General features: G+C 60.0%; 17 protein-coding genes and 1 pseudogene. 13 read left to right on the top strand and 5 right to left on the bottom strand.

Going from position 1 to position 19,403, the window contains the following annotated elements; genetic code table 11:
- Positions 1 to 24: 24 nt before the first annotated feature.
- From AC1RQB_RS04480 to hisC, 10 genes are all read left to right on the top strand, one after another.
- Entirely contained in the window at positions 25 to 834 is an 810-nt protein-coding gene (locus tag AC1RQB_RS04480; protein WP_008070586.1) for an ATP-binding cassette domain-containing protein, read from the top strand.
- On the top strand, positions 834 to 1,631 hold the full coding sequence (mlaE, locus tag AC1RQB_RS04475; RefSeq protein WP_008070585.1) for a lipid asymmetry maintenance ABC transporter permease subunit MlaE: 798 nt from the start codon (positions 834 to 836) through the stop codon (positions 1,629 to 1,631). The genes AC1RQB_RS04480 and mlaE overlap by 1 nt, the downstream gene beginning before the upstream one ends.
- Complete coding sequence (gene mlaD / locus AC1RQB_RS04470) at positions 1,631 to 2,098, top strand: outer membrane lipid asymmetry maintenance protein MlaD (RefSeq protein WP_008070583.1); 468 nt, start codon at positions 1,631 to 1,633, stop codon at positions 2,096 to 2,098. Before mlaE ends, mlaD begins: the two co-directional genes overlap by 1 nt.
- A gap of 11 nt (positions 2,099 to 2,109) precedes the next feature.
- Entirely contained in the window at positions 2,110 to 2,763 is a 654-nt protein-coding gene (locus AC1RQB_RS04465; RefSeq protein ID WP_063341540.1) for an MlaC/ttg2D family ABC transporter substrate-binding protein, read from the top strand.
- Positions 2,760 to 3,065, top strand: a complete 306-nt coding sequence (locus tag AC1RQB_RS04460; RefSeq protein WP_063341539.1) for an STAS domain-containing protein — start codon at positions 2,760 to 2,762, stop codon at positions 3,063 to 3,065. The genes AC1RQB_RS04465 and AC1RQB_RS04460 overlap by 4 nt, the downstream gene beginning before the upstream one ends.
- A gap of 115 nt (positions 3,066 to 3,180) precedes the next feature.
- On the top strand, positions 3,181 to 3,420 hold the full coding sequence (locus AC1RQB_RS04455; RefSeq protein WP_008070578.1) for a BolA family protein: 240 nt from the start codon (positions 3,181 to 3,183) through the stop codon (positions 3,418 to 3,420).
- 22 nt (positions 3,421 to 3,442) lie between these two features.
- The gene (murA, locus tag AC1RQB_RS04450; RefSeq protein ID WP_008070575.1) at positions 3,443 to 4,708 is read left to right on the top strand and encodes a UDP-N-acetylglucosamine 1-carboxyvinyltransferase; all 1,266 of its coding nucleotides are present in this window, start codon (positions 3,443 to 3,445) and stop codon (positions 4,706 to 4,708) included.
- A gap of 128 nt (positions 4,709 to 4,836) precedes the next feature.
- Positions 4,837 to 5,472, top strand: a complete 636-nt coding sequence (gene hisG, locus AC1RQB_RS04445; protein WP_007901570.1) for an ATP phosphoribosyltransferase — start codon at positions 4,837 to 4,839, stop codon at positions 5,470 to 5,472.
- 126 nt (positions 5,473 to 5,598) lie between these two features.
- Positions 5,599 to 6,924 (top strand): histidinol dehydrogenase, encoded by a 1,326-nt coding sequence (gene hisD / locus AC1RQB_RS04440; RefSeq protein WP_063341538.1) that lies wholly within the window; start codon positions 5,599 to 5,601, stop codon positions 6,922 to 6,924.
- A 2-nt stretch (positions 6,925 to 6,926) separates the two neighbouring features.
- Positions 6,927 to 7,979: a histidinol-phosphate transaminase gene (hisC, locus tag AC1RQB_RS04435; protein ID WP_063341537.1), complete on the top strand. Its 1,053-nt coding sequence runs from the start codon at positions 6,927 to 6,929 to the stop codon at positions 7,977 to 7,979.
- A 125-nt stretch (positions 7,980 to 8,104) separates the two neighbouring features.
- Here the strand turns inward: hisC and AC1RQB_RS04430 are convergent, their stop codons facing one another.
- The 3 genes and pseudogenes from AC1RQB_RS04430 to algW all read right to left on the bottom strand — a co-directional run bounded on the left by AC1RQB_RS04430 (position 8,105) and on the right by algW (position 12,234).
- The gene (locus tag AC1RQB_RS04430) at positions 8,105 to 8,824 is read right to left on the bottom strand and encodes a DUF4198 domain-containing protein (RefSeq protein WP_008070569.1); all 720 of its coding nucleotides are present in this window, start codon (positions 8,822 to 8,824) and stop codon (positions 8,105 to 8,107) included.
- A 13-nt stretch (positions 8,825 to 8,837) separates the two neighbouring features.
- Positions 8,838 to 10,943, bottom strand: a pseudogene (locus tag AC1RQB_RS04425) (TonB-dependent siderophore receptor).
- Positions 10,944 to 11,073: 130 nt separating this feature from the next.
- Positions 11,074 to 12,234 (bottom strand): Do family serine endopeptidase AlgW, encoded by a 1,161-nt coding sequence (gene algW, locus AC1RQB_RS04420; RefSeq protein ID WP_008070565.1) that lies wholly within the window; start codon positions 12,232 to 12,234, stop codon positions 11,074 to 11,076.
- A gap of 103 nt (positions 12,235 to 12,337) precedes the next feature.
- Between algW and AC1RQB_RS04415 the strand changes: the two genes are divergently transcribed.
- The 3 genes from AC1RQB_RS04415 to cysN all read left to right on the top strand — a co-directional run bounded on the left by AC1RQB_RS04415 (position 12,338) and on the right by cysN (position 16,176).
- Positions 12,338 to 13,096, top strand: a complete 759-nt coding sequence (locus tag AC1RQB_RS04415) for a Nif3-like dinuclear metal center hexameric protein (RefSeq protein WP_008070563.1) — start codon at positions 12,338 to 12,340, stop codon at positions 13,094 to 13,096.
- Positions 13,097 to 13,350: 254 nt separating this feature from the next.
- Positions 13,351 to 14,268, top strand: a complete 918-nt coding sequence (gene cysD / locus AC1RQB_RS04410) for a sulfate adenylyltransferase subunit CysD (protein WP_008008639.1) — start codon at positions 13,351 to 13,353, stop codon at positions 14,266 to 14,268.
- Between the two features lie 9 nt (positions 14,269 to 14,277).
- Positions 14,278 to 16,176 carry a sulfate adenylyltransferase subunit CysN gene (gene cysN, locus AC1RQB_RS04405; protein WP_063341536.1) on the top strand — a complete coding sequence of 633 codons (1,899 nt, stop codon included), beginning with the start codon at positions 14,278 to 14,280 and terminating at the stop codon, positions 16,174 to 16,176.
- 181 nt (positions 16,177 to 16,357) lie between these two features.
- On the opposite strand, the gene yihG is transcribed toward cysN, so the two are convergent.
- Together yihG and pta are read right to left on the bottom strand one after the other, a co-directional pair.
- Positions 16,358 to 17,266: a 1-acylglycerol-3-phosphate O-acyltransferase, YihG family gene (gene yihG, locus AC1RQB_RS04400; protein WP_063341535.1), complete on the bottom strand. Its 909-nt coding sequence runs from the start codon at positions 17,264 to 17,266 to the stop codon at positions 16,358 to 16,360.
- Positions 17,267 to 19,366, bottom strand: coding sequence for a phosphate acetyltransferase (pta, locus tag AC1RQB_RS04395; protein WP_207267225.1), 2,100 nt, complete (start codon positions 19,364 to 19,366; stop codon positions 17,267 to 17,269).
- Positions 19,367 to 19,403 lie beyond the last annotated feature (37 nt).

Genomic DNA, 19,403 nt, shown 5'->3' with positions numbered 1-19,403 from the left:
GAGGCTGCATCGCAAGGAGTTTAGATGAGTGCCGATAACGCCTACGCGGTCGAGCTGAAGGGACTGACCTTCAAGCGCGGTACGCGCAGCATTTTCAATAACATCGATATCCGCATCCCGCGCGGCAAGGTTACCGGCATCATGGGACCTTCCGGGTGTGGCAAGACCACGCTGTTGCGGCTGATCGGCGCACAGTTGCGCCCCACCAGCGGCGAAGTCTGGGTCAATGGCCAGAACCTGCCAACACTGTCGCGCAACGATCTGTTCGATGCGCGCAAGCACATGGGTGTGCTGTTTCAGAGCGGTGCGTTGTTTACCGACCTTGATGTGTTCGAGAACGTCGCTTTTCCGCTACGTGTTCATACAGCGCTGCCGGAAGAAATGATCCGCGACATTGTCCTGCTCAAATTGCAGGCTGTTGGCTTGCGTGGCGCCATCGACCTGATGCCTGACGAATTGTCTGGCGGCATGAAACGTCGCGTCGCGCTGGCCCGGGCAATTGCTCTCGATCCGCGAATCCTGATGTACGACGAGCCTTTCGTCGGCCAGGACCCGATCGCCATGGGCGTGCTGGTGCGCTTGATCCGCCTGCTCAACGATGCGCTGAACATCACCAGCATTGTGGTTTCCCACGACCTGGCCGAGACCGCGAGCATCGCCGACCACCTCATCGTGGTGGGCGACGGGCAAGTGTTGGGGCAAGGCACTCCCAAGGATCTGATGAAATCGGATGAGCCACGTATTCGTCAATTCTTGACTGGCGAACCCGACGGCCCGGTCGCATACCACTTTCCAGCGCCGGATTACCGCGCAGATCTTCTGGGGAAGCGTTGATGCGCAAGATCACACTAATTGAAAGGGTGCGCCGTTTCGGTCATGCCGGCATCGATGTGATGGCGGTGTTCGGGCGTTCGGCGTTGTTCCTGTTCCATGCCTTGCTCGGTCGTGGCGGCATCGGCGGCGGTTTCGGCTTGCTGGTCAAGCAACTGCATTCGGTGGGCGTGATGTCCCTGGTGATCATCGTGGTCTCCGGGGTGTTCATCGGCATGGTGCTGGCCCTGCAGGGGTTCAATATTCTGTCCAGCTACGGTTCGGAACAGGCCGTCGGGCAGATGGTCGCGTTGACGCTGCTGCGTGAACTGGGGCCGGTGGTCACGGCCTTGCTGTTCGCCGGGCGCGCAGGGTCGGCGCTGACCGCCGAAATTGGCAACATGAAGTCCACCGAGCAATTGTCCAGCCTGGAAATGATCGGGGTCGACCCGCTCAAGTACATCATTGCCCCGCGCCTGTGGGCCGGTTTCATTTCCTTGCCGGTACTGACGACAATTTTCAGCGTGGTGGGTATCTGGGGCGGTTCGTGGGTGGCCGTCGACTGGCTGGGTGTCTATGAAGGCTCCTACTGGTCGAACATGCAGAACAGCGTGACGTTTGTCGACGATGTGCTCAACGGTATTATCAAAAGCATCGTTTTTGCCTTCGTCGTGACCTGGATCGCCGTATTCCAAGGCTATGACTGCGAGCCCACTTCCGAGGGGATCAGTCGTGCCACTACCAAGACCGTGGTGTATGCCTCTTTGGCTGTACTTGGCCTGGACTTTATCTTGACCGCCTTGATGTTTGGAGATTTCTGATGCAAAACCGCACCCTGGAAATCGGTGTCGGCCTTTTCTTGCTGGCTGGCATCCTGGCTTTGCTGTTGCTTGCGCTGCGGGTCAGTGGCCTGGCTCCGACGGCGAGCACCGATACTTATAAACTTTATGCGTATTTCGACAATATCGCCGGTTTGACGGTCAGAGCTAAAGTGACCATGGCCGGTGTCACCATCGGCAAAGTCACCGCAATCGATCTGGATCGCGACAGCTTCACCGGTCGGGTGACCATGCAACTGGAAAAGCGCGTAGATAATCTGCCGACCGACTCCACTGCATCTATCCTGACCGCTGGCCTGTTGGGTGAGAAATACATCGGTATCAGCGTGGGCGGGGAAGAAACCCTGCTCAAGGAAGGGGGAACCATCCACGACACGCAGTCGTCGCTGGTGCTCGAGGACCTGATCGGTAAATTCCTGCTCAATACCGTTAGCAAAGACGCCAAATGAGGAGCTTTTGAATGATCTCTATCTTGCGACGTGGCCTGTTGGTAATACTCGCGGCTTTGCCGTTGATGGCTAACGCCGTGGCGGCGCCTTCCGCGCACGATCTGGTACAGGACACCACCACCCGGTTGTTGGCGGATCTTGCTGCCAACAAAGAAAAGTACAAGCAGGACCCGCAGGACTTTTATACGGCGCTGAATACCATCGTCGGGCCTGTGGTGGATGCCGAAGGCATTTCCAAGAGCATCATGACGGTCAAGTATTCACGCAAGGCCACGCCCGAGCAGATGCAGAAGTTTGTCGAGAACTTCAAAAAAGGCCTGTTCCAGTTCTATGGCAATGCTTTGCTTGAGTACGACAACCAGGGCATCGTCGTCGATCCTGCCAAGGATGAGTCAGGCGACCGTACCAGCGTTGGCATGACGGTCAAGAGTAGCAGCGGCGCGATCTATCCTGTGTCTTATACACTCGAGAAGATCAACGGCGAGTGGAAGCTGCGCAACGTGATCATCAACGGCATCAACATTGGCAAGCTGTTCCGCGATCAGTTTGCTGATGCGATGCAGCGCAATGGCAACGATCTGGACAAGACCATCAACGGTTGGGCCGGGGAAGTCGCCAAAGCCAAGGAAGCCACCGAACAATCTACCGAGAAGCAAACCCAATGAGTGAGTCGGCCATTCGCATGAGCGAATCCGGCGAACTGCTGCTCAGTGGCGTGCTGGATTACCGGACAGGCCCGAACCTGCGCAAGCAGGGGCAGGCGCTGATCAAGTCCAGTAACGCGGCTGCGCTGGTGGTTGATTGCTCAGCGGTGGATAAGTCCAGCAGCGTCGGCTTGTCGCTGTTGCTGTGCTTCATGCGCGATGCCCGGGCGGCCGGCAAGGCCCTGAGCATTCGCGCGATGCCCGACGATATGCGTGAAATCGCTCAGGTCAGCGAATTGACCGAGCTGTTGGCGCACCCCTGAACCGCATCTATAAAGAAGCCCCCCGTCAGAGTCCTGTGAATGCGGGGTTCGCAGGCGCGGGGCTTTTTTGTATGATGTCCGACCCGCGCGCACAGGGCGCCGATTGAGGTTGAGCATGCAGGCCGTAGAAGTGAAGAGCTTCCTTGAAGGAAAGCTGCCAGGAATTCAGGTAGAAGTTGAAGGCGAAGGCTGCAACTTTCAGCTGAACGTGATTAGCGATGAACTGGCGGCACTGAGCCCGGTCAAGCGTCAGCAAAGCATCTATGCCCATTTGAACCCGTGGATCGCCGATGGCAGCATCCATGCGGTCACTATGAAATTTTTCAGCAGCGCGGCCTGGGCCGAGCGCACCTGAGCCCAAGGGCGTCGAGATTCTTATGGATAAATTGATTATTACTGGCGGTGCTCGTCTTGATGGCGAAATCCGCATCTCCGGGGCAAAGAACTCTGCCCTGCCGATCCTGGCTGCAACCCTGCTGTGCGATGGCCCGGTGACCGTGGCCAACCTGCCGCACCTGCACGACATCACCACCATGATCGAGCTGTTCGGTCGCATGGGCATCGAGCCGGTGATCGACGAGAAGCTCAGCGTCGAAATCGACCCGCGCACCATCAAGACCCTGATCGCGCCGTACGAACTGGTGAAAACCATGCGTGCCTCGATCCTGGTGCTGGGCCCGATGGTTGCCCGTTTCGGTGAAGCCGAAGTCGCACTGCCTGGCGGTTGCGCCATCGGTTCGCGCCCGGTCGACCTGCACATCCGTGGCCTCGAAGCCATGGGCGCGGTCATCGACGTCGAAGGTGGCTACATCAAGGCCAAGGCCCCTGAAGGCGGCCTGCGCGGTGCGCACTTCTTCTTCGACACCGTCAGCGTGACCGGTACCGAGAACATCATGATGGCAGCCGCTCTGGCCAAGGGCCGCAGCGTGCTGGCAAACGCCGCTCGCGAGCCTGAAGTCGTCGACCTGGCGAACTTCCTGAACGCCATGGGCGCGAAGGTTTCCGGCGCCGGTACTGACACCATCACCATCGATGGCGTCGAGCGTCTGCACACCACCACTTACAAAGTGATGCCTGACCGTATCGAAACCGGCACCTACCTGGTGGCGGCGGCGGTGACCGGCGGTCGTGTGAAGGTCAAGGACACTGATCCGACCATCCTCGAAGCCGTTCTGGAAAAACTTCGCGAATCGGGTGCTGAAATCACCTGCGGCGAAGACTGGATCGAGCTGAACATGCACGGCAAGCGGCCAAAAGCCGTTAACGTGCGGACCGCTCCATACCCGGCGTTCCCGACCGACATGCAAGCGCAGTTCATCTCCCTCAACGCCATTGCCGAAGGCACTGGTGCGGTGATCGAGACGATCTTCGAAAACCGCTTCATGCACGTTTACGAACTGCACCGCATGGGCGCTCACATCCAGGTCGAAGGCAACACCGCCATCGTCACCGGTATCGAGAAGCTCAAGGGCGCGCCAGTAATGGCCACCGACCTGCGTGCTTCGGCCAGCCTGGTGATCTCGGCGCTGATCGCCGAAGGCGATACACTGATCGACCGCATCTACCACATCGACCGTGGTTACGAGTGCATCGAAGAGAAACTGCAGATGCTCGGCGCGAAGATCCGCCGCGTACCGGGCTAGTTTCTGCTGCATGGGCGCAAGGACGCGCCCGTTGATTTTGTTCAAGTCGGGGCTGGTAACGGCCTCGATGTATGTCCGGCGCCGTTTGCGACCGGGCATGAGTACCTTGATAAGGACTGACGTTTCCCATGTTGACCATCGCACTGTCCAAGGGCCGCATCCTTGACGACACCCTGCCGCTTCTGGCTGAAGCGGGTATCGTGCCGACCGAGAATCCGGACAAGAGCCGCAAGCTGATCATCCCCACGACCCAGGCCGATGTGCGCTTGCTGATCGTGCGCGCCACCGATGTGCCGACTTATGTCGAGCATGGTGCCGCCGACCTGGGCGTCGCCGGTAAAGATGTGCTGATGGAATATGGCGGCCAGGGTCTGTATGAGCCTCTGGATCTGCGAATTGCCCTCTGCAAGCTGATGACCGCCGGCCGTGTCGGCGATGTCGAGCCCAAGGGGCGTCTGCGGGTGGCGACCAAATTCGTCAACGTCGCCAAGCGTTACTACGCCGAGCAGGGCCGTCAGGTCGACATCATCAAGCTCTACGGCTCGATGGAGCTGGCGCCGCTGATCGGTCTGGCGGACAAGATCATCGACGTGGTCGACACCGGTAACACTCTGCGTGCCAATGGCCTGGAGCCCCAGGATTTCATTGCCGACATCAGCTCCCGGCTGATCGTCAACAAAGCTTCGATGAAAATGCAGCACGCCCGAATCCAGGCGTTGATCGACACCCTGCGCAAGGCAGTGGAGTCTCGACACCGCGGCTGATTCACCCGCGCGACCTTGAGTCGCGCCCGTCTATCCGCCTCATAGCCAGAATTCTCAGGTGCCCAAGCGGAAACGACTGCTAAGTTAGGGCGCCTGAGTTTTTGCCATTCCTATGAGGCTCTCGCTATGACCGCACCGACTGCAATTCGCCGACTCAACGCTGCTGACCCGGATTTCGCACATCATCTGGATCATCTGCTGAGCTGGGAAAGTGTGTCTGACGACTCGGTCAATCAGCGGGTGCTGGACATCATCAAGGCTGTGCGCGAACGCGGCGACGCGGCGCTGGTGGAATTCACCCAGAAGTTCGACGGCCTGCAAGTCGCCTCCATGGCAGATTTGATCCTGCCGCGTGAACGCCTGGAACTGGCCCTGACCCGCATCACCGCGCCTCAGCGTGAAGCCTTGGAAAAAGCCGCGACTCGCGTGCGCAGCTACCACGAAAAGCAGAAGCAGGATTCCTGGAGCTACACCGAAGCCGATGGCACGGTGCTGGGCCAGAAAGTCACGCCGCTGGATCGCGCCGGTCTGTATGTGCCGGGCGGCAAGGCGTCGTACCCGTCTTCGGTGCTGATGAACGCGATTCCGGCCAAGGTGGCAGGCGTGAGCGAAGTGGTCATGGTCGTGCCGACTCCGCGAGGCGAGATCAACGAACTGGTGCTGGCCGCGGCCTGCATTGCCGGCGTTGACCGGGTGTTCACCATCGGCGGCGCCCAGGCAGTTGCGGCGCTGGCTTACGGCACCGAAAGCGTGCCGAAGGTCGACAAAGTGGTCGGCCCTGGCAACATCTATGTCGCCACCGCCAAGCGCCACGTGTTCGGTCAGGTCGGCATCGACATGATCGCCGGCCCCTCCGAGATCCTCGTGGTGTGTGACGGTCAGACCGATCCGGACTGGATTGCCATGGACCTGTTCTCCCAGGCCGAGCACGACGAAGACGCCCAGGCGATTCTGGTCAGCCCGGACGCCGAGTTCCTCGACAAAGTCGCCGCCAGCATCGCCAAATTGCTGCCGACCATGGAGCGCGCCGAGATCATCGAAACCTCGATCAATGGTCGGGGTGCGCTGATCAAGGTTCGCGACATGGAACAAGCCATCGAAGTAGCCAACCGCATTGCGCCAGAGCACCTGGAGTTGTCGGTTGCCGATCCGCAGGCCTGGTTGCCGCAGATCCGCCACGCCGGCGCGATCTTCATGGGCCGCCACACCTCCGAAGCGCTGGGCGACTACTGCGCTGGCCCGAACCACGTGCTGCCAACGTCCGGCACCGCGCGCTTCTCTTCGCCACTGGGTGTTTATGACTTCCAGAAACGTTCGTCGATCATCTTCTGCTCCGAGCAGGGTGCCTCCGAACTGGGCAAAACGGCTTCCGTGCTGGCCCGTGGCGAGTCGCTGACCGCTCACGCCCGCAGCGCCGAATACCGTATCGTTGACGATAAGAAGGGCAACTGAACATGAGTAAATTCTGGAGTCCCTTCGTCAAGAGTCTGGTGCCTTACGTGCCGGGCGAGCAGCCGAAGCTGGCAAAACTGGTGAAGCTCAACACCAACGAAAACCCGTACGGTCCATCGCCCAAAGCCTTGGCCGCGATGCAGACCGAACTGAACGATAACCTGCGTCTGTACCCGGACCCGAACAGCGATCTGCTCAAGCAGGCTGTTGCCAAGTACTACGGCGTGCAGGGCAATCAGGTGTTCCTCGGCAACGGTTCCGATGAAGTCCTGGCGCACATTTTCCACGGTTTGCTGCAACACGATCAGCCGCTGCTATTCCCGGACATCAGCTACAGCTTCTACCCGGTTTACTGCGGGTTGTACGGCATCGCATTCGACGCGGTGCCGCTGGATGAGCAATTCCAGATCAACCCGGCGGACTACGCCAAGCCGAACGGCGGGATCATTTTCCCCAACCCGAACGCACCGACCGGTTGCCTGCTGGCGCTGGACGCGGTTGAGCAAATCCTCAAGGCCAGTCCGGATTCGGTGGTCGTGGTGGATGAGGCCTACATCGATTTCGGTGGTGAAACGGCGATTACGTTGGTGGACCGTTATCCGAACCTGCTGGTGACTCAGACCCTGTCCAAGTCCCGTTCACTGGCGGGCCTGCGGGTTGGTCTGGCGGTGGGGCATCCGGACTTGATCGAGGCGCTGGAGCGGATCAAGAACAGCTTCAACTCCTACCCGCTGGATCGTCTGGCGATTGTGGGGGCTGCGGCGGCGTTCGAGGATCGCGAGTATTTCGACAAGACCTGCCGGTTGGTCATCGACAGTCGCGAAAAGGTGGTCGCGCAGCTGGAGGCAAAGGGGTTTGAGGTGTTGCCGTCGGCGGCGAACTTCATTTTCGCCCGTCACCCGAAGCACGATGCGGCAGGGCTGGCGGCGAAGTTGCGCGAACGGGGCGTAATCGTTCGGCACTTCAAGCAGGAGCGGATTGCCCAGTTCCTGCGGATTTCCATCGGTACGCCGGAGCAGAATCAGGCGCTGATCGACGGCCTCGGCGACCTGTAAAACCCCCAGACTGATCATTCCCATGCTCCGCGTGGGAATGCATCCCGTGACGCTCCGCGTCACAGTGGACGCAGAGCGTCCATGGCGGCATTCCCACGCAGAGCGTGGGAACGATCATTCGGGGGTTACTCGTGATGCGCTTCGCCAAGGAAGGTCAGCGACGTGAACAGCCCGCGCGTCGCGACATCCGGGTTGTCCTTCAGCGGAATCTCCATCTGCGCCGCAATCACATTCAACCCTTCATTACGCACCAATACTTGCGCCCGACCCTCTGCATCGGTCTCGGTGCTTAACGTATCCGGCGCGCTGCGATAGTCGCCCACCAACTTCACGCCCGCCGCCGGCTTACCGTCCAGCAGCACTCGAACCGGCAACGACTTGCCCGGCCCCACGGTAAGCGGATCAACCTCCGGCAGAATCAGCAGTTTCATCTGATCGAGCTTCGGCAGCTTCGCCCCCGGCTGGTAGATCGCCAGGCTGTATTTGAAAGTCTGGGTCGACTCAATGGCCCCCGGCACTTTGCTGCGTCCTTCGTTGATCCATTTCTTATCCGCCGTCTGCGACCACATGCCATTGTTCAGCGCCACGGCCATCACCGCCGGTGGTTTCAACGGCTGCAGGCGGGCGTGGTCGGCCAGCCGTTGCACGTTCACCGGGATCATTTTTCCGGCGACGTCATAGGCCCACGCGCCGCTGATTTTCTGTGCCTTGAAGGCGTTGTCTTCGGCACCGTGGCCGTAGATGACTTCGATGTTGCCGCGACGTTCTTCGGTCCAGAGACCGTGGGCCGAGACTTGGCCGGCACACAACAGACTGAGTAGCGCCAGGGATTTTAGGTGTTGCATGGTGGACGTCCTTTTACAGGTTGAGTGTCAGGCTGACGGTGAAATTGCGCGGCTCACCGGGGTTGACCCAGTAGTTGCTGTAGGAGCGCTCGAAGTATTTCTCGTCGAAAAGATTGTTCAGGTTCAAGCCCACGGTGACGTTTTCGCTGGCCTTGTAATGGGCCAGCAGGTCGACGGTGTGGTAGGCCGGAAGTTCGAAATCGCTGCCGGCTTCACCCGAGCGATCGCCGACATAGGTGAACGCTGCGCCAAGGTCCGAACCGCGCAAATGACCGTCCTGGAATTCATAAACGCCCAGCAGACTGCCGCTGCGTTTGGCCACGCCAAGAATTCGGCTACCGGTTGGAATGACCTTGTCGCCTTGGGTGACTTCGGCGTCGATGTACGCGAAAGCGCCGATTACTCGCACGGCGTCGGTCACTTGCCCGGTGACTTGTAAATCGACCCCCTGGCTGCGGGCCTTGCCCATGGCGCGGCTGGAATCGGTGCTCGGATCGAGCGCCAGGACGTTTTCCTTTTCGATATGGAAGGCGGCGAGGGTGGTGCTCAAGCGGTCGTCGAATAGCTCGCTCTTGATCCCGACTTCATAACCGACGCCTTCTTCCGGGTCGAACGATTTGCCGGCGGCATCCAGGCCGTTGTTCGGTTTGAATGAGGTGGAGACGTTGGCGAACAAGCCCACTTCGGGCGTCATCTGGTAGAGCAGGCCGGCCCGCTGGGTCAGGGCATCGTGGCGCTGGCGGCTGGTGGCGTTGCGGCTGTGATCGTCGATGCTTTGTTCGAAATGCTCGAAGCGCGCACCGAGCATGCCGCGCAGTTTGTCGGTGAAGACGATCTGGTCCTGAAGGTTCAGCGCCTTGCTTTCGACGTGCTCGAAGAAGTCGGTCCCGGAGCGTGCGCCATTGGGTTTCGGCTGGCCGTAGATCGGTCGATAGATATCGATGGCGTACGGGCCGCCGGCAATGGTCGTGACCCGTTCGTTCTTGCGGAAATTCTCGTATTCGCTGCCGATCAGCAGTTCGTGTTGCCAGCTGCCGATGTCGAACAAACCACGCAGTTCGAGTTGGGTGATGCTGTCATGCCAGTTGGTGTCGCGCTCGCGATAGCGACGGTTGATGGTGTGGCCGTCGGCGTTCAAGGGACGACTTTCGGAGGCGAAGCCCCAGAGTTTGCCTTCTTTGTAATGGCTGGCGAGGCGCAGTTTCCAGCGGTCGTTGAGCTGATGTTCGAGGGCGGCTTGCAGCAGATTGTTGTGGTTGTCGATGTCACCATCGTTGGGTTCGCCAAGGAAGGTCGAACGGGAGACACCGCTCCATTTATTGTTTGGCGCGACGATACCGCGATCGAAGGTCGAGCTGTGACGGACGAATTCGCTTTCCACCAACAGGCTGGTGTCCGGGTTCAGTTGCCAGCTGAAGGAGGGCGCAACAAACACACGCTGATTGTCGACGTGATCGCGGAAGCTGTGGTTGTCCTCGACAGCCAGGTTCACCCGGGAGAGAACGTTGCCCTCATCATCCAGCGGCGTATTGACGTCCACGGCGGTGCGATAGCGATCCCAGCTGCCGGCGCTGGTTTGCAGTGTGGTGAAGGCTTCGGGCTGGGGTTTCTTGGTGACGATGTTCACCGTGCCGCCCGGATCGCCACGACCATAGAGGCTGGCGGCCGGGCCTTTGAGCACTTCGATGCGTTCGATGTTGGCTACGTCCGGCGTGCTTGGATAGCCGCGGTTGGCGCTGAAACCGTCCTTGTAGAACTCCGAAGTGGTGAAGCCGCGCACGCTGTATTCGTAAAGCGTCAGGCCGCCGAAGTTGTTCTGTTTCGATACCCCGCCGGCAAATTCCAGCGCGCGTTCGACGCTGGTGCTGCCCAGGTCCTTGAGCACACTGACGGGAATCACACTGATCGATTGCGCAATATCACGAAGGGCGGTGTCGGTTTTGGTTGCGCTGGAGGAGCGCGTGGCGCGGTAACCCTTGACCGGGCCGGTGGGGGATTCGTAGTCGGAGGTGACGCTGATGGCGTCCAGTTCAACGGTTTACGATTCTTCGGCGAAGACCGGATCCCCCAGCAAACCGAGGGCCAGGCCTGCGAGGGAAGCCATTGTTCGAGACGACATGTTATGTTGTTCCAATAGTAATATTGAAACAATATAACATGCCTAATGAGAATGTCTGCTGTTAACGGATTCGGAGTTATGGAGCTGCTGAGGGTGCAAAAAGATCGCAGCCTTCGGCAGCTCCTACCGCTTATTCGCCTTCTTTTTCCTTGATCGGCGCGGGTGGCGGACGCAGACCGATTTCTGCCGTGAGCTTGAGCTCTTTACCGTTGCGCATCACCTGAATGGTGACCTTATCGGTCGGCTTGATCCGTGCCACCTGGTTCATCGAACGGCGACCGTCGCCGGCCGGTTCACCGTCGATGCTGAGGATCACATCGCCCAGTTGCAGGCCGGCCTTTTGCGCCGGGCCGTCACGGAAAATCCCCGCGACCACAATCCCCGGACGCCCGGACAGACCAAACGATTCCGCCAGTTCCTGACTCAACGGTTGCACTTCGATGCCGAGCCAGCCGCGAATCACCTGGCCGTGTTCGATGATCGACTTCATCACTTCCATCGCCAGTTTGACCGGGATCGCGAAGCCGATGCCCTGAGAACCGCCAGACTTGGAGAAGATCGCCGTGTTGATGCCGGTCAGGTTGCCGTTGGCGTCCACCAGTGCACCGCCGGAGTTGCCAGGGTTGATCGCGGCATCGGTCTGGATGAAGTCTTCGTAGTTGTTCAGCCCCAACTGATTGCGCCCGGTGGCGCTGATGATGCCCATGGTCACGGTCTGGCCGACGCCGAAGGGGTTGCCGATGGCCAGGGCCACGTCGCCAATGCGGATATTGTCGGAACGGCCGACGGTGATCGACGGCAGGTTTTTCAGGTCAATCTTCAGTACCGCGAGGTCGGTTTCCGGGTCGCTGCCGATAACCCGGGCCAGGGTTTCACGGCCATCCTTGAGTGCCACCACGATCTGGTCGGCACCGCTGGTCACGTGGTTGTTGGTCAGCAGATAACCTTCCGGGCTCATGATCACGCCCGAACCGAGGCTCGACTCCATGCGCTTCTGCTTGGGCGAGTTGTCGCCGAAGAAGCGGCGGAACTGAGGGTCTTCGAACAGCGGATGGCTGGGCTTGTTGACCACTTTGGTGGTGTACAGGTTGACCACCGACGGCGCGGCCGTGGTCACCGCGTCGGCATAGGACACCGGCCCCTGCTGCAGACCGAGGGTTTGCGGGGCTTGTTGCAAATTGACGTCCAGGCTCGGTAGCCCGACCCACTCCGGATAACGCTGCATAATCAATAGAGCGATAAGCACGCCGGCCAACAGCGGCCAGCCGGAAAAACGCAGCGCCTTGAGCATTAAGCAAGTCCTACAGAGGTTGCAGGCGGTGTGAGACCGCCCATAATGTCGCGCATTATACGAGGCCGCACGTGCCTCTGAACGGGATATTTAGGAGTCTTTTATGGCCGTTGCCCTGAGCACCCTGGTCGAAGAAGCCGACCGCTACCTGGCAAGTGCAAAGATTGCCGATTACTGCCCCAATGGTTTGCAGGTCGAAGGCCGGCCGCAAGTGATGCGCATCGTCAGCGGTGTTACCGCCAGCCAGGCGTTGCTGGACGCGGCGGTGGAAGCCCAGGCCGATCTGGTGCTGGTGCATCACGGCTATTTCTGGAAAGGCGAAAACCCGTGCATCACCGGCATGAAGCAGCGCCGGTTGAAAACCTTGCTCAAGCACGATATCAGCCTGCTGTCCTATCACTTGCCGCTGGATCTGCACCCGGAAGTCGGGAATAACGTGCAGCTTGCCCGGCAACTGGACATCACCGTCGAAGGCCCGCTGGATCCGGACAATCTGAAAATCGTTGGTCTGGTCGGCTCGTTGAACGAACCGATGACCCCTCGCGATTTCGCCCGTCGCGTGCAGGAAGTCATGGGGCGCGAGCCATTGCTGATCGAAGGCAGCGAGATGATTCGTCGGGTCGGCTGGTGCACCGGTGGCGGCCAGGGGTACATTGATCAGGCGGTGTTGGCGGGCGTTGATCTGTACCTCAGCGGCGAGGCCTCCGAGCAGACGTTTCACAGCGCCCGGGAAAACGACATCAGCTTCATCGCCGCCGGCCATCACGCCACCGAGCGTTATGGTGTGCAGGCTTTGGGCGATTACCTGGCGCGACGTTTCGCCCTCGAGCACATCTTCATCGATTGCCCGAACCCTATCTGACCTCCACCGCTGATCAAAATGTGGGAGCGGGCTTGCTCGCGAAAGCGGTGTGTCGGTCGACATCCATGTTGAATGTGAGTCCGCATTCGCGAGCAAGCCCGCTCCCACATGCGTCTTGCGTGCCCAAACGAGGGGGTATATTCATATACCCTTTCGATCTAGCCGGCGTCCTGATTAGAAGAGGGCGCTGTGCTAGGATTCCCCGCTCGAACACGGCCCGCAGGCCGTCCATAAGATCGTTTTCGTGAGTAGCCATGGTCGACAAACTGACGCATCTGAAACAGCTGGAGGCCGAAAGCATCCACATCATCCGCGAGGTCGCCGCCGAGTTCGATAACCCGGTGATGCTGTACTCCGTCGGTAAAGACTCCGCCGTGATGCTGCACCTGGCACGCAAGGCATTCTTCCCGGGCAAACTTCCGTTTCCGGTGATGCACGTCGACACCCAGTGGAAGTTCAAGGAAATGTACGCGTTCCGCGACCGCATGGTCGAAGAGCTCGGCCTGGACCTGCTGGTGCACGTGAATCCCGAGGGTGTTGCGCAGGGTATCAACCCACTCACCCACGGCAGTGCCAAGCACACCGACATCATGAAGACCGAAGGCCTCAAGCAGGCCCTCGACAAGTACGGCTTCGATGCCGCATTCGGTGGCGCCCGTCGCGACGAAGAGAAATCCCGTGCCAAAGAGCGCGTGTATTCCTTCCGTGACACCAAGCACCGCTGGGACCCGAAAAACCAGCGTCCCGAGTTGTGGAACGTCTACAACGGCAAGGTCAACAAGGGCGAATCGATCCGCGTATTCCCGTTGTCGAACTGGACCGAGCTGGACATCTGGCAGTACATCTACCTCGAAGGCATCCCGATCGTGCCGCTGTATTTCGCAGCCGAGCGCGACGTCATCGAGATGAATGGCACCTGGATCATGATCGACGACGAGCGCCTGCTCAATCACCTGAGCGACGAAGACAAGGCGCGCATCGTCAAGAAGAAGGTCCGTTTCCGTACGCTGGGCGACTACCCGTTGACCGGTGCGGTCGAGTCCGAGGCCACCAGCCTGACCGACATCATTCAGGAAATGCTCCTGACGCGAACTTCCGAACGCCAGGGCCGAGTCATCGATCACGATGGCGCCGGTTCGATGGAAGAAAAGAAACGTCAGGGTTATTTCTAAGGGGTTGTCATGTCGCACGCATCTGATTTGATCAGCGAGGACATCCTCGCCTATCTGGGCCAGCACGAACGCAAGGAAATGCTGCGCTTTCTTACCTGTGGCAACGTCGACGACGGCAAGAGCACCCTGATCGGGCGCCTGCTGCACGACTCCAAGATGATCTACGAAGATCACCTGGAAGCCATTACCCGCGACTCGAAAAAAGTCGGCACTACCGGTGAAGACATCGACCTGGCATTGCTGGTCGACGGCTTGCAGGCCGAGCGTGAGCAGGGCATCACCATTGATGTCGCCTACCGCTATTTCTCCACCGCCAAGCGCAAATTCATCATCGCCGATACCCCCGGCCATGAGCAGTACACCCGCAACATGGCCACCGGTGCCTCCACCTGTGACCTGGCGATCATCCTGGTCGACGCCCGTTACGGCGTGCAGACCCAGACCCGTCGTCACAGCTTTATCGCCTCGTTGCTGGGCATCAAGCACATCGTTGTCGCCATCAACAAGATGGACCTCAACGGCTTCGACGAAAGCGTGTTCGAGTCGATCAAGGCCGATTACCTGAAGTTCGCCGAAGGCATCGCGTTCAAGCCGACCACCATGGCGTTCGTGCCGATGTCCGCTCTCAAGGGCGACAACGTAGTGAACAAGTCCGAGCGCTCGCCGTGGTACACCGGCCAGTCGCTGATGGAAATCCTCGAAACCGTCGAAATCGCCAGCGACCGCAACTACACCGACCTGCGTTTCCCGGTGCAGTACGTCAACCGTCCGAACCTGAACTTCCGTGGTTTCGCCGGCACCCTGGCCAGCGGCATCGTGCACAAGGGCGATGAAGTCGTTGTGTTGCCGTCGGGCAAGAGCAGCCGCGTGAAATCCATTGTCACCTTCGAAGGTGAGCTGGAGCATGCAGGTCCCGGTCAAGCCGTGACGCTGACCATGGAAGACGAAATCGACATCTCCCGCGGCGACTTGCTGGTGCATGCCGACAACCAGCCGCAAGTGACTGACGCCTTCGACGCCATGCTGGTGTGGATGGCCGAAGAGCCGATGCTGCCGGGCAAGAAATACGACATCAAGCGCGCCACGACTTACGTGCCGGGTTCGATCACCAGCATCGTCAATCGCGTGGACGTGAACACCCTGGCCGAAGGTCCCGCCAGCTCGCTGCAGCTGAACGAGATCGGTCGGGTCAAGATCAGCCTCGACGCGGCCATCGCGCTGGACGGTTACGACAGCAACCGCACCACCGGTTCGTTCATCGTCATCGATCGACTGACCAACGGTACAGTCGCGGCCGGCATGATCATCGCCCAGCCGTTGAGCCATGGCACCAGCACCCACCACGGCAAACTAGCTCACGTGGCTACCGAAGAACGTGCTCTGCGCTTCGGCCAGCAACCGGCCACCGTGTTGTTCAGCGGCCTGTCGGGCGCGGGCAAAAGCACCCTGGCCTACGCGGTTGAACGCAAGCTGTTCGACCTGGGCCGTGCGGTGTTTGTACTCGATGGCCAGAACCTGCGTCACGACCTGAACAAAGGTCTGCCACAGGATCGCGCCGGGCGTACCGAAAACTGGCGTCGCGCAGCGCACGTTGCGCGTCAGTTCAACGAAGCCGGTCTGTTGACCCTGGCAGCCTTCGTTGCGCCGAGTGCAGAAGGTCGTGAGCAGGCCCGGGAACTGATCGGCAAGGAGCGTCTGCTGACGGTCTACGTCCAGGCCTCTCCGACGGTCTGTGCCGAGCGTGATCCGCAAGGTCTGTACGCGGCGGGTGGCGACAACATCCCGGGCGAATCCTTCCCATACGACGTGCCGCTGAATGCCGATCTGGTGATCGACACCCAGTCGCTGTCGCTGGAAGAAAGCGTCAAGCAAGTGCTGGATCTGCTGCGTAAACGTGGCGCGATCTAAGCGTTAGCTGCAAATAAAAAACCCGCAGATGAGTGATCGTCTGCGGGTTTTTTTGTGTTCTCGAGATTGCCATCGCGGGCAAGCCCGCTCCCACAGGGATCTCTAGTGAACACAAAATTTGCATTCCACACAGAACCACTGTGGGAGCGGGCTTGCCCGCGATGGCGCCGGTACAGGCACCTCAAACCTTGGCGGTGTACTCCCGATGCATCTGCCCCAGCAACGCATCCTTGTCATTCCACAACTGATTGATCCAACCCTGAAACTCGAGCCGATACACACCGTCCTGGTCGTAGTTCTTGCCGACGAACTGCGGTGGAATCTTCAGTTCCTGAAAGTGCACCACCACATCCTTCACGTTCCCACAGAGCAAATTCCAGTAACCCGGACGCCCGGCCGGATAGTGAATGGTCACATTGACGATGGCTTCCAGCTGGTCGCCCATGGCATCCAGCACGAAGGCAATGCCACCCGCTTTCGGCTTGAGCAGGTAGCGGAACGGTGAGCTCTGCTGTACGTGCTTGCCCTCGGTGAAGCGCGTGCCTTCGACGAAGTTGAAAATCCCCACCGGGTTGTTGCGGAACTTGTCGCAGGTCTTGCGGGTGGTTTCCAGGTCTTTGCCTTTCTTCTCCGGGTGCTTCTCCAGATAGGCCTTGGAGTAACGCTTCATGAACGGAAAGCCCAGCGCCCACCACGCCAGGCCAATCACCGGTACCCAGATCAATTGCTGTTTGAGGAAGAACTTCAGCGGGCGAATCTTCCGGTTCAGCACGTACTGCAACACCATGATGTCGACCCAGCTCTGGTGGTTGCTGGTGATCAGGTACGAGTGCTGATAGTCCAGACCTTCCAGCCCGCTGAGCTGCCAGCGCGTGTGCCCGAGCAGGTCCATCCAGGCCTTGTTGTTGCTGATCCAGGTTTCGTGGATATGGCCCATTAGCCAGTCGGTGAAACGCTGGGCGGCGGGGAAGGGCAGCAGCAGTTTGAAGATCGCCACCACGAACAGCGGCGTGCAGCAGACAATCGTGTTCAGCGCCAACAAAAGCGAGGCGATCACGCCGCGCACGGGTGCAGGTAGAAAATCCAGCATTTAAACATCCATAGGTCGGTTGGCAGCTTGAATCGCGGTCAACGCGATGGTGTAGACGATGTCGTCGACCTGCGCGCCGCGCGGCAGGTCATTCACCGGTTTGCGCAGGCCTTGCAGCATCGGCCCGAGGCTGACGCAGTCGGCGCTGCGCTGCACGGCTTTGTGGGTGGTGTTGCCGGTGTTCAAGTCGGGGAACACGAACACCGTGGCACGACCGGCGACCTGACTGTTCGGCGCCAATTGTCGGGCCACGGTTTCGTTGGCGGCGGCGTCGTACTGCAACGGGCCGTCGATCAGCAGCGAGTTTTGCTGTTCGTGGGCGAGCAATGTGGCCTCGCGAACCTTCTCGACTTCTTCACCGCTGGCCGACTCACCGCTGGAATAGCTGATCATCGCCACACGTGGAGTGATGCCGAACGCCGCGGCCGAATCGGCGCTTTGCAAGGCGATCTCAGCCAGTTCGCTGGCGCTCGGGTGCGGGTTCATCACGCAGTCGCCGTAGACCAGCACTTCCTCGGGGAAGAGCATGAAGAACACTGAAGACACCAGCGTGCAGCCCGGCGCGGTCTTGATCAGTTGCAGGGCCGGGCGGATGGTGTTGGCGGTGGAGTGAATGACCCCGGACACCAGCCCGTCGACTTCATCCAGCGCCAGCATCATGGTGCCGATCACCACGGTGTCTTCCAGTTGTTGTTCGGCCATCGGCGCGTTGAGGCTTTTAGTCTTGCGCAGCGCAACCATCGGCTCGACGTAACGCTCGCGGATCAGGTCCGGGTCGAGGATTTCCAGCCCCGGCGGCAACTCGATGCCTTGGGCGCGGGCCACGGCTTCGACGTCCGCCGGTTTGGCCAGCAACACGCAACGGGCAATGCCGCGCGCCTGACAGATCGCCGCGGCCTGCACGGTCAGCGGCTCGCTGCCTTCGGGCAACACGATGCGCTTGTTGGCGGCCTGGGCGCGCTGGATCAGCTGGTAGCGGAACACCGCTGGCGACAGGCGCATTTCCCGTGGCGTGCCGCAGCGCTGGTGCAGCCAGTTGGCGTCGAGGTGGCTGGCGACGAAATCGGTGATGATCTCCGCACGTTCGCGGTCGTCGATCGGGATTTCCTTGTTCAAACCGTTCAACTGGTTGGCAGTTTCGTAGGAGCCGGTGCTGACCGACAACACCGGCAGGCCAGCCTGCAAGGCGCCACGGCACAAATCCATGATGCGCGGGTCGGGCAGGGTGTCGCTGGTCAGCAACAGGCCGGCCAGAGGCACGCCGTTCATCGCCGCGAGGCTGACGGCGAGGATGATGTCGTCGCGATCGCCGGGGGTTACCACCAGCACACCGGGCTTGAGCAGCTCCACGGTATTACGCATGGTACGGGCGCAGATAATGATTTTGGTCATGCGCCGGGTTTCGTAGTCGCCGGCATTGAGCACCTGAGCGCCCATCAGGTCGGCCACGTCGCGGGTGCGCGGTGCGTTCAGTTCCGGTTGATACGGAATGCAGCCGAGCAGGCGGAAGTCGCCACTGCGCAGCAACGGCGAGTGTTCCTTCAGGCGCGAGGCGAAGGCGTCCATGCTTTCGTCGGTCTTGACCTTGTTGAGGATCACGCCCAGGACTTTCGGGTCTTTCGGCCCGCCGAACAATTGCGCCTGCAACTCCACCCGGCCGGACAATTCAGTCAGCACTTCGTTTTCCGGTGCCGAGACCAGAATCACATCGGCGTCCAGGCTCTTGGCCAAATGCAGGTTGACCCGCGCGGCGTAACTGGCGCTGCGGGTCGGGACCATGCCTTCGACGATCAGCACGTCCTTGCCGACAGCGGCTTGCTGATAAAGGGTGATGATTTCTTCGAGCAGTTCGTCCAGCTGACCGTCGCCGAGCATCCGCTCAACGTGGGCCAGGCCCAGTGGCTGAGGCGGTTTCAAACCGTGGGTGCGGGCCACCAGTTCGGTGGAGCGTTCAGGGCCCGTATCGCCCGGGTGCGGCTGGGCAATCGGTTTGAAAAAGCCGACTTTGAGACCGGCCCGCTCAAGCGTACGCACCAGCCCGAGGCTGATGGAGGTCAGACCCACACCAAAATCGGTGGGCGCGATAAAAAAAGTTTGCATGCGGATTCTCTAAGGGTGCATGGCAATGGTGAGCGCC

This window comes from Pseudomonas sp. GW822-FHT02E03, assembly GCF_058802325.1.
This window is presented reverse-complemented; position numbering and strand designations above follow the sequence as displayed.